Origin of the sequence: Rhizobium hidalgonense (genome assembly GCF_005862185.2) — a bacterium.
Taxonomy (GTDB): Bacteria; Pseudomonadota; Alphaproteobacteria; order Rhizobiales; family Rhizobiaceae; genus Rhizobium; species Rhizobium hidalgonense.
On the sequence record NZ_CP054027.1, the window covers coordinates 4,280,001 to 4,293,168 of the forward strand.

General features: G+C 61.9%; 10 protein-coding genes. 4 read left to right on the plus strand and 6 right to left on the minus strand.

The genetic code is table 11. The annotated features are described in order from the left end of the window. Window positions 1-354 precede the first annotated feature (354 nt). The 3 genes from hrpB (at window position 355) to FFM81_RS20850 (ending at window position 4,819) form a co-directional block, all read left to right on the plus strand. The gene (gene hrpB, locus FFM81_RS20840) at window positions 355-2,820 is read left to right on the plus strand and encodes an ATP-dependent helicase HrpB (RefSeq protein ID WP_138386397.1); all 2,466 of its coding nucleotides are present in this window, start codon (window positions 355-357) and stop codon (window positions 2,818-2,820) included. Between the two features lie 23 nt (window positions 2,821-2,843). Then, window positions 2,844-4,172 carry an ActS/PrrB/RegB family redox-sensitive histidine kinase gene (locus FFM81_RS20845; protein ID WP_003571345.1) on the plus strand — a complete coding sequence of 443 codons (1,329 nt, stop codon included), beginning with the start codon at window positions 2,844-2,846 and terminating at the stop codon, window positions 4,170-4,172. 68 nt (window positions 4,173-4,240) lie between these two features. Then, window positions 4,241-4,819, plus strand: a complete 579-nt coding sequence (locus FFM81_RS20850; RefSeq protein WP_025417428.1) for an ActR/PrrA/RegA family redox response regulator transcription factor — start codon at window positions 4,241-4,243, stop codon at window positions 4,817-4,819. A gap of 12 nt (window positions 4,820-4,831) precedes the next feature. Here FFM81_RS20850 and FFM81_RS20855 read toward each other — a convergent pair whose 3' ends face one another. Beyond that, complete coding sequence (locus FFM81_RS20855; RefSeq protein WP_003571349.1) at window positions 4,832-5,326, minus strand: MmcB family DNA repair protein; 495 nt, start codon at window positions 5,324-5,326, stop codon at window positions 4,832-4,834. A 179-nt stretch (window positions 5,327-5,505) separates the two neighbouring features. Here FFM81_RS20855 and FFM81_RS20860 point away from each other — a divergent pair, with 179 nt between their 5' ends. Next, entirely contained in the window at window positions 5,506-6,189 is a 684-nt protein-coding gene (locus FFM81_RS20860) for a L,D-transpeptidase (protein ID WP_138386396.1), read from the plus strand. Between the two features lie 77 nt (window positions 6,190-6,266). Here the strand turns inward: FFM81_RS20860 and FFM81_RS20865 are convergent, their stop codons facing one another. From FFM81_RS20865 to hslV, 5 genes are all read right to left on the minus strand, one after another. Beyond that, a complete protein-coding gene (locus tag FFM81_RS20865) occupies window positions 6,267-8,438 on the minus strand; it encodes a malate synthase G (RefSeq protein WP_097537059.1) in 2,172 nt (723 codons plus the stop codon). Window positions 8,439-8,523: 85 nt separating this feature from the next. Next, window positions 8,524-9,936, minus strand: coding sequence for a cytochrome P450 (locus tag FFM81_RS20870; RefSeq protein WP_025417426.1), 1,413 nt, complete (start codon window positions 9,934-9,936; stop codon window positions 8,524-8,526). Between the two features lie 47 nt (window positions 9,937-9,983). Then, complete coding sequence (locus FFM81_RS20875; RefSeq protein WP_138386395.1) at window positions 9,984-10,931, minus strand: DUF1402 family protein; 948 nt, start codon at window positions 10,929-10,931, stop codon at window positions 9,984-9,986. A 189-nt stretch (window positions 10,932-11,120) separates the two neighbouring features. Continuing rightward, window positions 11,121-12,428, minus strand: coding sequence for an ATP-dependent protease ATPase subunit HslU (hslU, locus tag FFM81_RS20880; RefSeq protein ID WP_003571359.1), 1,308 nt, complete (start codon window positions 12,426-12,428; stop codon window positions 11,121-11,123). 90 nt (window positions 12,429-12,518) lie between these two features. After that, the gene (hslV, locus tag FFM81_RS20885; protein ID WP_003571361.1) at window positions 12,519-13,046 is read right to left on the minus strand and encodes an ATP-dependent protease subunit HslV; all 528 of its coding nucleotides are present in this window, start codon (window positions 13,044-13,046) and stop codon (window positions 12,519-12,521) included. Window positions 13,047-13,168: the final 122 nt, after the last annotated feature.

A 13,168-nucleotide genomic window follows, 5' to 3' on the forward strand; every position in this document is an offset into this window, starting at 1 on the left:
ATAGAACTAACCCCTTTTCCAAGTCAACACACCAATCAAAAGTTTTTTGACAATTTTGTAACAGGTTGAAAATGAAGGGCTTTTAGCGCCTATCTCTCAAAACAAAGAAATTCGCCGCCCCGATCGGGTGGTTTTTGGGATTCGTTTTCGCCGAATTCCCACAGAATGGCTTCGGCGAGAGAGGCAAGGCTTATATGGGAAGCTTCTGAGGGAATTCCAGGTGCTTGCCCATAACGCCCCTCACTCGCTAGTCTGGGAGGGAAGACCGATCCGGCGGGGTGAAGGACACCAGTCCTCGACGAAGAACCGCTGGCCGGCGCTATTCCTTGCCTATGAGATGGTGACAGGGCGAAAGTGACAATCAACGCATCATTGCCGGAGCTTCCGGTTACACATGTCCTGCCGGCCGTCGGCGCCGCCCTGGCCGAGCAGAAACGCGCCGTTCTTTCGGCGCCGCCCGGCGCCGGCAAGACGACGCTGGCGCCGCTTTACCTGCTCGACCAGGCCTGGCGCGGCGATGGCAAGATCATCCTCCTGGAGCCGCGGCGGCTGGCGGCGCGGGCGGCGGCAAGCCGGATGGCGTCACTGCTCGGCGAACAGGTCGGCGGCACGGTCGGCTATCGCATGCGCCTCGACAACAGGATATCGGCAGCGACCAGGATCGAGGTGGTGACCGAAGGAGTTTTTGCCCGGATGATCCTTGACGATCCGGAACTGAACGGTGTCTCGACGGTGATCTTCGACGAATTCCACGAGCGTTCGCTCGATGCCGATTTCGGGCTGGCGCTGGCGCTCGACGTGCAATCGGCGCTGCGTGAGGATCTGCGTATCCTGGTGATGTCGGCGACCCTCGACGTCGACCGTGTGGCCGCCCTGCTCGACCATCCGCCTGTCATCGAAAGCCTGGGGCGCAGCTTTCCGATCGATATCCGCTATCACGACCGGCCGGGCGGCGAGCGCATCGAGGATGCCGTCACGCGGGCGATCCTCGATGCGCATGCCGACGAAGCCGGCTCGATCCTCGCCTTCCTGCCGGGCCAAGCGGAAATCACCCGGACGGTCGAACGTCTGCAGGGACGATTCGGAGCCGAAACGCTGATTGCACCGCTCTACGGCAATCTCAGCCAGAAGGACCAGGATGCGGCAATCCGCCCGGCCTCGAAGGGAACGCGCAAGATCGTGCTGGCGACCTCGATCGCCGAAACATCGATCACCATCGACGGCGTCAGGATCGTAATCGACAGCGGGTTGCAGCGCCTGCCGGTCTTCGAGGCGTCGACCGGGATCACGCGGCTGGAGACGGTGCGTGTGTCTCGGGCGTCGGCCGATCAGCGGGCCGGACGCGCCGGGCGAACGGAGCCGGGGATCGCCATCAGGCTGTGGCATCAGGGCCAGACAGCAGCGCTGCCGGCCTTCACGCCGCCGCAGATCCTGTCCAGCGATCTCGCCGGCCTGGTGCTCGATCTCGCGTATTGGGGCGTCCAGGATCCGGCAACGCTTGCCTTGGTAGATCAGCCGCCGGAAACGACGCTCCGGGAGGCGCGGACGCTGCTTGGCCAGTTGGGCGCGCTCGACAAGGATGGGACGCTGACAGCGCGCGGCAAGGTGATGCGCGACCTCGCCTTGCCGCCGCGGCTTGCCGCCATGGTGGTTTCGTCAGGCGAATCCGGCCATGCAAGGGATGCGGCGATGATATCAGTGCTTCTCACCGAACAGGGGCTTGGCGGAACAAGCATCGATATCGAGGACCGGTTGCGGCGCTTCAAGGCCGAGCGCGGCGAAAGAGCCGACGCCTCGCGGCGGCTGGCGGGGCGGCTGGCGAGCGGTCTCGACACCGTTGCCTCAACGGCGCCGGCGCTTGCCGGCCAGCTGCTGCTGCATGCATTCCCGGATCGAATCGCACTTCAGCGCGGCGGGCGCGGCCGATTCGTGATGGCGAACGGTCGCGGCGCGGAGCTGCCGGAAACCGAAAGGCTGGCCGGCAGCCAGATGCTTGTCATCGCCGATCTCACCGGACGGGCAGCGCAGGCGCGGATTCTCTCGGCAGCCGAGGTGACGCGCGGCGATATCGAAGCCGAGCTGCCCGGCGAGATCAAAACCGGCGATCAGATCTTCTTCGATCGGCAAAGCCGGCAAGTCAGGGCGCGGCGGGCAACCCGGCTCGGCGCGATCGTCTTCGAAGAGACGCCCTTGCCGCGGCCCTCGGGGCCAACGGTCACCCAGGCGCTAGTGGAGGGGGTTCGCGAGCTGGGGCTCGATCAGCTTTCCTTCTCGAAGGAGGCCGTGCAACTTCGCGAGCGGATCGGATTTCTTCACCGGACGATCGGCGATCCCTGGCCCGATGTCAGCGATGCTGCCCTGCTGTCAAAGCTGGACGACTGGTTCGGCCCCTTTCAGACGGAGGCCCGCGGCCTCTCGGAGATTTCCGCGGCCGGGCTTTCGAACGGGCTGATGTCGTTGGTACCGCACGAGTTGCAGCGCGACCTTAGCCGACTTGCGCCGACCCATTTCGAAGCGCCGACCGGCCAGAGGCACCCGATCCAATATGAAGGCGAGGAGCCGGTGCTGACGATCCGCGTGCAGGAGCTGTTCGGGTTGAAGCAGCACCCGGCCATTGCCGGCGGCCGCCTGCCGCTGCTGCTCGAACTCACCTCGCCGGCGCATCGGTCGATCCAGACGACACGCGACCTGCCGGGCTTCTGGGCCGGCTCGTGGAGGGATGTGCGCGCCGATATGCGCGGCCGCTATCCCCGGCACCCCTGGCCGGAGCGGCCGGAAGAGGCGTTGCCGACGACACGGGCAAAGCCGCGTGGTACATGACGGCCATTCAAGGAGCCCCCGGAATGATCGACAAGCCTGGCATAACTGACAAGACGGAAAGCTATACGCTGGAGGACCGGCACAGCAGCCGCAGGCTGCGCCTGCAGACGCTGGTGCGGCTGCGCTGGCTGGCGGTCGGCGGACAGGCGATGACGGTGTTCATCGTGGCCTTCTGGCTGAAATTTCCCTTGCCGCTGATTGCCAGCTCTTCGCTGATCGCCGCCCTTGCCTGGGTGAATTTCTACCTGACGATCCGCTATCCGCCGACGCACCGCCTGGAAGCGCCGGCCGCCTTCGCACTGCTGGGCTTCGATCTTCTGCAGCTCTGCGCGCTGCTCTTCATCACCGGCGGCCTTGCCAATCCGTTTGCGGCGCTCGTCTGCGTGCCGGTTATCATCTCCTTTGCCTCGCAGCCGATTCGCTACAGCACGGCGCTGATCGGCTTTGCGATGGTCTGCATCACGGTGCTTGCCTTTTCGCCCTTTCCGCTGCCCTGGTTCGACGGCGTCGAGATCAACGTCCACAACGTCATGCAGTTCGGTGTCTGGTGTTCGATCGCCTCGACGATGGCGTTCGCCGCCTTCTATGCCTACCGGGTCTCGATGGAGGCAAGCCAGCTTGCCGATGCGCTGGCGGCGACCGAACTGGTGCTGCAGCGGGAAAAGCATCTTTCGCAGCTCGACGGACTGGCCGCCGCGGCTGCCCACGAACTCGGCACGCCGCTGGCGACGATCAGCGTCGTCGCCAAGGAAATGGAGCGGGAACTCAAAAACGACGATCGGTTCCGCGAGGACGTGATGCTGCTGCGCAGCCAGAGCGAACGCTGCCGTGACATCCTGCGGCGGCTGACGACACTGTCCTCCGAAGGCGAAGCGCATATGCGCCGGCTGCCGCTTTCCTCGATGATCGAGGAGATCGTCGCGCCGCACCGGGAATTCGGCATCACGCTCGAGCTGATCGAAAAGAGCCCGCGCAAGGACGAGCCGGTGACCGACCGCAACGCCGGCATCATGTACGGGCTCGGCAATCTGATCGAAAACGCCGTCGATTATGCGCGGGAGAAGGTGATCGTCACCGTCGAGCATGATCACGATAAAGTGCTGATCGTCATCGAGGACGACGGCAACGGTTACGCGCCGGAGATTCTGACGCGGATCGGCGAGCCTTATATGACCAAGCGGCAGAAAGAGGACACGGCGGGCGGCCTCGGGCTCGGGCTTTTCATCGCCAAGACGCTGCTGGAGCGCTCGGGAGCATCGCTGATTTTCGAGAATCGCGACCCGGAAAGTGCGGGCGCGCGTATCCGAATCGAATGGCCGCGCATGCTGATCGACGCAAATTCGACAAAGTGACTTTGTCGGCATAAGTAGGATATAAGCGGTTGACGCAGATCGGGCGTTCAAGCGCCAGGGCCAAGACGATGACAGAACAAAATCACGAAAATTTCGCCGCGACGGATGAAGACCATATCGGTCCCGACGCCAGCCTGCTGATCGTCGACGACGACGGGCCGTTCCTGCGCCGCCTGGCCCGGGCGATGGAAACGCGCGGTTTCCAGGTGGAAACGGCCGAATCAGTGGCGGAGGGCGTTGCGAAATCGAAAGGCAGGCCGCCGAAATATGCAGTGGTCGACCTTCGGCTCGGCGACGGCAATGGGCTCGACGTCATCGAAGCCATCCGCCAGCGGCGCGACGACACCAGGATCATCGTGCTGACCGGCTACGGCAATATCGCAACGGCAGTGACGGCCGTAAAACTCGGCGCCGTCGATTACTTGGCGAAGCCTGCGGATGCCGACGACGTGTTTTCGGCGCTGACGCAGCGGGCAGGCGAAAAGGCCGAGCTCCCCGAGAACCCGATGTCGGCCGACCGGGTGCGCTGGGAACACATTCAGCGGGTCTACGAAATGTGCGAGCGCAATGTTTCGGAAACGGCGCGCCGGCTCAACATGCACCGGCGGACGCTGCAGCGCATCCTTGCCAAACGCGCGCCGAAATAGCCGAGACATCCGTCAAACATCGTCGACGGTGAATGGCTTTCCGTTCGCCCATTCGGCCATCATCAGCCGTTGGGCGGCGGCGCGCGAGAAATTGAGCGTGACGGATTTGCGCGTGGCCGGAGCCATGCGGTGTTCGGGCGCCTCGCGAATCATGTGGGCGCCATAACCGTCCGAGAGGAAAAGCCCGCACTCCTCGGGAAAAATGTCGAGCGGCACGCCTTCGTGAGTCGCAAAGAACAGCCGGTCGCAATGCAGCCTGTATTCCGGCCATTTGCGATCCACTCTGAAATCCTCGATCGACGTCTTGATTTCGACAATCCAGACCTCGCCCTTTTCCGAAATCGTGATCAAATCGGCACGACGGCCGCTGGCCAGCGGCAGTTCGGGCAGCACGGCATGGCGCATTTCATGCAGCAAAATCTGCGTTCCCCGCCGCACCATCATGGCCCTGTCCGATTGCCGGCCATCGATTAACGGATTGTTATTGTAAACACTCAAAATCGTCATGGATAACCATCGCAGGGGCTGGCGTGTTGTTGCAAAAAAACCATGCGCTTCTAATTTGCGCCACGGACGGATTTGTCGCGCTGCAGTAGCCTTGCAAAGCGCAAGTTAATCGAAAATAAACCATAATCAACGATGGTCGAAAGACTGTTCTCCCTGCTCCAAAACTTCAAGAGTCATCTATGCGCATCCGCAATGCATTCCCTGTATTTGGCCTGCTGACAACGCTCGCACTGGCCGGTTGCTCCACCAACTCCGATAGCGCATCCGTCGACGACAAGGGCGCAGGCCCGACGGTACAGACAGCTCAGATCTTCGACGACGCCTATGGCGTGACGAAGGATGCCGGATACTCCCTGCCGGCGATCCCGATCGACAGGGTCAAGCCGCAGTTCCGCCGCCAGGTCGTCAGCTACCAGACCACCGAGCGTCCGGGAACGATCATCGTCAACACGCGTGAGCGCTTCCTCTATTACATCCTGGCCAACGGCAAGGCGATGCGTTACGGCATCGGCGTCGGCAAGCAGGGCTTCGCATGGGCCGGCACCGCCTACGTCGCCTGGAAGCAGGAATGGCCGACCTGGCATCCACCGAAGGAAATGGCCGTTCGCCGCCCCGACGTCGCCAAGTATGTCGAAGACGGCATGGGCCCGGGTCTCAGCAATCCGCTCGGCGCGCGCGCCATGTATCTCTTCAACGAGGACGGCAAGGACACGCTGTTTCGCCTGCACGGCACGCCGGAATGGGCTTCGATCGGCACCGCCGCTTCCTCGGGCTGCATTCGCCTGATGAACCAGGACGTCATCGACCTCTATAGCCGCGTTCGTCCGGGCAAGGGCACGTCCAAGGTCGTCGTTATCCAGTAAGCTAGATATCGAATTCGGTATAAAAAAGGCCGCCGGACTGTCGTCTCGGCGGCCTTTTCACATTCAAAACTATACTCTCACCCGGTTTGCTTCGCCTTGAGCTCAAGGCGGCGGCGGTGCAGCACCGGCTCAGTATAGCCGTTCGGCTGCTCCCTGCCCTTCAACACGAGATCGAGTGCGGCCTGGAAGGCGATCGAGCCATCGAAATTGCCGGCCATCGGCCGATAGGCGGTGTCCTGCTCGTTCTGCCGGTCGACGACGGCGGCCATGCGCTTCATCGTTTCGACGATCTGAGCCTCGGTGACGACCTGGTGATGCAGCCAATTCGCCATATGCTGGGCCGAGATGCGCAATGTGGCGCGGTCTTCCATCAGACCGACATTGTTGATGTCGGGCACCTTCGAGCAACCGACGCCGTGATCGACCCAGCGCACGACGTAGCCGAGGATGCCCTGGGCATTATTGTCGAGCTCGCGCTGGATTTCCTCCGGCGTCCAGTTCGGCCGCACCGCAACCGGCACGGAGAGAATGTCGGAGAGTTTTGCGCGGGCACGATCCTTCAGTCCCTGTTGAACGCGGGCGACATTGACGCGGTGATAGTGGGTGGCGTGCAGGGTCGCAGCCGTCGGCGACGGCACCCAGGCGGTGTTGGCGCCGGCCTTCGGGTGGGCGATCTTCTGCTCCAGCATCGCCGCCATCAGATCCGGCATCGCCCACATGCCCTTACCAATCTGAGCATGGCCGGAAAGTCCACATTCGAGACCGATGTCGACGTTCCAGTTCTCATAGGCCGAGATCCAGGCCGCCTGGCGCATATCGCCCTTGCGAATCATCGGACCGGCTTCCATCGAGGTGTGGATCTCGTCGCCGGTGCGATCGAGGAAGCCGGTATTGATGAAGACGACACGTTCACGGGCGGCGCGAATGCACTCCTTGAGGTTGACCGTCGTGCGGCGCTCCTCATCCATGATGCCCATCTTGATGGTGTTGCGCGGCAGGCCAAGCGCATCTTCGACCCGCGAGAAGATCTCGACGGCGAAGGCGACTTCCTCGGGCCCATGCATCTTCGGCTTGACCACATACATGGAGCCGGTACGGGAATTCTTTCTCCGGCCGGCCGGGCCGATATCGTAAAGGGCAATCAGGCCGGTGATGACGGCATCCATGATGCCCTCCGGCACTTCCTTGCCGTCGCGGTCAAGAATGGCCGGATTGGTCATGAGGTGGCCGACATTGCGCACCAGCATCAGCGAGCGGCGATGCAGTTCGAAGGCGGCGCCGTCGGGGCCGGTATATTGCAGATCCGGGTTGAGCTTGCGGACGAAACTCGTCCCGCCCTTTGCCACTTCTTCCTGCAGATCGCCCTTCATCAGGCCGAGCCAGTTGCGATAGACAATGACCTTGTCCTCGGCATCGACGGCGGCAATCGAATCCTCGCAGTCCATGATCGTGGTGATCGCCGATTCCAGCCAGACGTCGGAAACATGGGCCGGATCGGTCTTACCGATCGCCGTCGTCGCATCGATAACGATCTCGATGTGGATACCGTTGTTCTTCAGGAGAATATGCGTCGGAGCGGCCGCATCGCCGCGATAACCGGCAAAATGCCCAGTATTCCTAAGCATTGCCTGCTCGCCATCAGTCGATCTGACAACAAGCGCTCCGTCCTTGACGATCAGGCTGCCGAGGTCCTTCCAGCTGCTATCCTGCAGCGGCACGGACATATCGAGGAAATCGCGCACCCAGGCGATGACCTTCTCGCCGCGCTTCGGATTGTAACCCTTGCCTTTCTCGGCGCCGTCGCTCTCAGCAATGGCATCCGTGCCGTAGAGCGCATCATAGAGCGAGCCCCAGCGGGCATTGGCGGCGTTCAGCGCATAACGGGCGTTCATGACGGGAACGACCAGTTGCGGGCCGGCGATCGATGCGATCTCGGGATCGACGTTGTCGGTCGAAACCTGAAAGTCAGATCCCTCAGGCAGGAGATAGCCAATTTCGCGGAGGAAGGACTGGTATTCGTCCATATCCGCAGGCGCGCCATGGCGGCGATACCAGTCGTCGATCTTGACCTGCAGGTCGTCGCGTTTGGCCAGCAGCGCCCGATTCTTCGTGGCGAGATCATGGATAATCGCCGAAAAATCGGCAAAGAACTTGTCCGCATCCACCGCCAGACCCGGCAGAACCTCCTGGGTCAGGAAATCATGAAGGACGGTTTCGACGGCAAGACCGTTCTTATCAACGCGGCTCATGCGGCATTCTCCCTGGCAACGACTTTGAATGCTGCCACTTTGCCCGGCTTTCATTCACAGTCAATTCCGCAATAATTCGAAAGATTTATGCTTTCGTGGAAATTATGCGCGGCGTCACACGCATCGGCAGCCCGTTCTGCGGCTGGGTCGTCAGTTTCTGCACCGGCCAGGGATTGGTCTCATCGGTCGAATCGAAGCGATAGCGATGCATCATCACCGCCAGCGCGATCACCGCCTCCTGCAGCGCGAAGGTCGCGCCGATGCAGACCCGCGGACCGGCGCCAAACGGCAGGAACTGGAAGCGGCCAATACTGCCGCGATTCTCCGGCAGGAAACGTTCCGGCATATAGGCGCGCGGCCTATCCCAATAGAGCTCGTGTCGATGCAACGTCCAGGGCATGATGAGCACGGTGATATCGGCCGGTATTTCGACCTCCTCGCCCTTCGCATTCGTCCAGACGTCATCGGCGATTGCGGCGCGATTGATCGAAGGGGCCGGCGGATAAAGTCTGAGAGCCTCTTCAAAGGCTGCCCGCGTCACCGGCATCAGATCCAGCCATTCTACCGGCTCGGCGCCGGTTGCAAGAACAGCGTCGATTTCCGTTTCCATCACCTCGCGGATATGCGGGCTGTTGGCCACACAATAAAGCGTCCAGGCCAGCGCACGAGCGGTCGTCTCGTGCCCGGCGCCGATGAAAGTCAGGATATTGTCCTCGATCTCTTCTTTGGTCAGGCCATCGGGGCCGGCCTGTTCGAGAAGCAGCGTCAGAAAATCGTCCGGTGCGGCGGCGCGATCGGCCTTCATCTTCGCCAGACGCAAATCCATGGTGTCGCGCACGATCGCCCTGAATTTCTCCAGCACCTTCTGGCCGCCGATGCGGGTGAGGCGCGGCACCCAGGAGGGCGCACGCAGCAAATCCATCGGGTCGACGCGACCCATGCGGTGGAGAAGCTGGTTGACGTCGTCGGAGAAATGGCCGCTCGAGGAGACGATTTCGCCGGAGAAGAGCGTTTCGGCAAGAATCGCAAAGGTGAGGTCAGTCATATCACTGGCGATATCGAAGACTTGGCCCGCCGAACCGGACCCCTCATATTTGCCGATATATTCTTCCGATTGCCGCAGCATCTGGCCGGCGAAACCCTTGGCGTGGCGCGGCGTGAAAACAGGGGCGACCGCCTTTCGCGACCGTTTCCAGACCTGGCCCTCCGCCGTCAGCAGGCCGTCGCGCAGGATCGGCCGCAGGACCAGCTGGCGTATGTCGGACATGCGGTAATTGTTAGCATTGTCGACCAGCACATGCTTGATCAGGCCGGGATCGTTGACGATCAGGGTATGTTGCCCGAAGAAGCTCGTCTTGATCCAGGGCAGCGTATAGGACGGCTCGCCCCAGAGTTCGAGCGGGTTGCGCAGGATAATGCGGATGATATCAAGCCGGCTCGGCGGCACGGTGCGCGGCAGCGGTGCCGGCGGAACGAAGGGGTCAGGACGCATGTCCATCGTCAAAGCCTTTCGGGGAAGATCAACGCTTCCCGTCAGGCTTGAAGCTAGAGCAGGCCCTTGAGTTCGTCCAGCTTGTCGTTGATCAGCCAGCCGTAATAATTCTCTTCCGGCCAGACGGTTGCGCCGGAAGAACGGTTCTTCGCCGCGAGTGCCGCGGCACGCTGGCGCGAATTGCCGACATTGTAAAGCGTCGCCGTCAGGCCGGGATTGCCTGAGATGTCCATGCCGGCAATCTCCTTGTAATCGTCGATCGACCTGCGGATCGAAGCGGCGACGAAGGCGAGCGAGATATCGGGATCCATGATGGACTTGTAAACGGCGCCGGCATTCTTCTCGTTCAGCTTCGGATAACCGGATACGCGGCTGACGAGATCGGAGAGCATCAGCGCCGTCAACGGATTGACCTGGCCGAGGCCGAAAGTCTGGCCGGCATAGAAGGGCTGGAAGAAAACCGCGCTGAAACGGTTGTTGGGGAAGCTCTGGCCGCCCACCGTCTTGCCGCGGAAATCGCTTTCCCAGACATCGTCGCGGCAGGACCAGAGCGTATAGGAATCGCTCTTGCCCTTGCATTGCGCAAATTGCGGCCGCGCCACGAAATCATCGACATTTTCGCCGTCATAGGCGAAGCGGAAGCTTTCGCCGGCATAAGAAGCGGCCTTGACATAATAGGCCTGCAGCCGGTCGTAGGCGTCGACATTATAGGTGTGTTCGCCGACGATCGCGCCGACGACATGGATGGGGTTGATGCCGTAAGCGCTGGAGACCTTGCGGATCTTGGCCATCAGCTCGCGATCGGTCGCCAGAAGCTCGTGGACCTTTTCATATTTCAGATCGAAGCTGCTTTTGGTTCCCTTGGTGCGCCGGACAGAGGCGCCCGGAATATCGGGCTGCTCGGCATGACGGTTGCCGGCCGGCACCGTCTGCATGGCGAAGGCAGGCGCCGAATTCACCAGGGCAACGGCAATCAAAAGGCTTGTCAAAAGGCGTCGCACGATCCGCTATCCCGTCCCGTTCCATCGTCCTGCTTGCGATGCGGCTGACTGGACCAGAATCTTGGCCGAATAAAGCCGGAACGGAAAACAAAACGGGCCTTCACTAAAAAGTAAAAGGCCCGCTGTCGAGAGAGAGTTCGCCACAATCCGGCATTCATATCGGTAAAGACATGAACCGGTGCGCCGATATCACAGAATGAAGCGCGAGAGATCGGTATTCTGCGCGAGATCGCCGACATGTTCGCGTACATAGGCAGCGTCGATGGTGATCGCCGTGCCGCCGCGATCCGGCGCGTTGTAGGAAATATCATCCAGAACCCGTTCCATCACCGTCTGCAGGCGGCGGGCGCCGATGTTCTCGACGGAAGAGTTCAGGTGCACGGCGACATCGGCCAGCGCATCGATCGCGTCGTCGGTGAATTCGAGGTTCAGGCTTTCCGTCTCCATCAGCGCGCGATACTGGCGGATGAGGCTTGCTTCCGTCTCGGTCAGGATCCGGCGGAAATCCTCCTTGTTCAGCGGCCGCAATTCGACACGGATCGGCAGGCGGCCTTGCAGCTCGGGGAGAAGATCCGAGGGTTTGGAGACATGGAAGGCGCCCGACGCGATGAACAGGATATGGTCCGTCTTCACCGGCCCGTATTTGGTCGAGACCGTCGTGCCTTCGACGAGCGGCAGGAGGTCACGCTGGACGCCTTCGCGGGAGACGCCGGCGCCCATGCCGCCGTCGCGGGCGGCGATCTTGTCGATTTCGTCGAGGAAGACGATCCCGTCATTCTCAGTGGAGCGGACGGCCTCGCGCTGGATCACCTCATTGTCGATCAGCTTGTCGGATTCATCGCGGATCAGGTCGCTATAGGAGGCCTTGACCGTCGTGCGAACCTTCTTGGTGCGGCCGCCCATCGCCTTGCCGAACATTTCCGACAGGTTGAGCACGCCGATATTGGCGCCCGGCATGCCGGGTATTTCGAAGCCCCCCATGCCGGAACCGGCATCGGCCACCTCGATATCGATTTCCTTGTCGTCGAGTTCGCCGTCCCTCAGCTTCTTGCGGAAATTTTCGCGGGTGGCCGGCGACGCGGTGGTGCCGACCAGCGCATCGAGAACACGCTCCTCGGCACTGACATGCGCCTTGGCCTGGACCTCGGCCCGCTTCTTCTCGCGCACCAGGCCGATGCCGACCTCGACCAGATCACGGATGATCTGCTCGACATCGCGGCCGACATAACCGACTTCGGTGAATTTGGTGGCTTCGACCTTGATGAAGGGCGCGCCGGCGAGTTTTGCCAGGCGGCGGGAGATCTCGGTCTTGCCGACACCGGTCGGGCCGATCATCAGGATGTTCTTCGGCATGACTTCGTCGCGCAGGCTGGGATCGAGCTGCTGGCGGCGCCAGCGGTTGCGCAGCGCGATCGCGACAGCGCGTTTGGCATCATGCTGGCCGATAATGTAGCGGTCGAGTTCGGAAACGATCTCGCGGGGGGAAAAAGTCGTCATTGCGTATCATTCTCCTGGCGGTCCAGGGCCATCAGCGCCCGGCCGCAATTCGTCTTTGTTGGCCGCGGCAGCGGCCGGAAGGCCGGGAATTCAGCCTTCGACGTCAAGCGATTCCACCACGATATTGTGGTTGGTGTAGACGCAGATATCGGCGGCGATCTCGAGGGCGCGGCGCGCGATCTCTTCGGCCGATTTGTCGGTATCCATCAGCGCGCGGGCAGCGGCGAAAGCGTAGTTGCCGCCCGAACCGATCGCCGTCGTGCCATGCTCGGGCTCCAGGACGTCGCCATTGCCGGTGATCGCCAGCGTGATCGATTTGTCGGCGACGAGCATCATGGCTTCGAGATTACGCAGGTATTTGTCGGTACGCCAGTCCTTGGCGAGCTCGACGGCGGCGCGCATCAGCTGGCCGGGATATTGCTCCAGCTTCTTTTCGAGCCGTTCGAGCAGGGTGAAGGCATCGGCGGTCGCGCCGGCGAAACCGGCGACGACTTCGCCCTTGCCGATGCGGCGCACCTTGCGGGCATTGCCCTTCATGACGGTCTGGCCGAGGCTGACTTGGCCGTCGCCCGCCATCACCACCTTGCCGCCTTTTCGAACTGTAATGATCGTTGTCATCAAACACCTGTCTGCCCTTGACGCGGGCTACTCCACCGGGCCGCACACCGGCCCTGTTAAGCCCTATGTAAGCAGGGCGGCGCCGTTTGCAAATGGGCCGGCTTTTCTCTTGGCCGGCTTCT

What these genes read in the sequence shown, in the direction of transcription:
- FFM81_RS20870 (WP_025417426.1), bottom strand. Translation starts at nt 9,936, where the DNA reads ATGGACATGCGTCCTGACCCCTTCGTTCCGCCGGCACCGCTGCCGCGC.
- FFM81_RS20860 (WP_138386396.1), top strand. Translation starts at nt 5,506, where the DNA reads ATGCGCATCCGCAATGCATTCCCTGTATTTGGCCTGCTGACAACGCTC.
- hslU (WP_003571359.1), bottom strand. Translation starts at nt 12,428, where the DNA reads ATGACGACTTTTTCCCCCCGCGAGATCGTTTCCGAACTCGACCGCTAC.
- FFM81_RS20865 (WP_097537059.1), bottom strand. Translation starts at nt 8,438, where the DNA reads ATGAGCCGCGTTGATAAGAACGGTCTTGCCGTCGAAACCGTCCTTCAT.
- hslV (WP_003571361.1), bottom strand. Translation starts at nt 13,046, where the DNA reads ATGACAACGATCATTACAGTTCGAAAAGGCGGCAAGGTGGTGATGGCG.
- FFM81_RS20855 (WP_003571349.1), bottom strand. Translation starts at nt 5,326, where the DNA reads ATGACGATTTTGAGTGTTTACAATAACAATCCGTTAATCGATGGCCGG.
- FFM81_RS20845 (WP_003571345.1), top strand. Translation starts at nt 2,844, where the DNA reads ATGATCGACAAGCCTGGCATAACTGACAAGACGGAAAGCTATACGCTG.
- FFM81_RS20850 (WP_025417428.1), top strand. Translation starts at nt 4,241, where the DNA reads ATGACAGAACAAAATCACGAAAATTTCGCCGCGACGGATGAAGACCAT.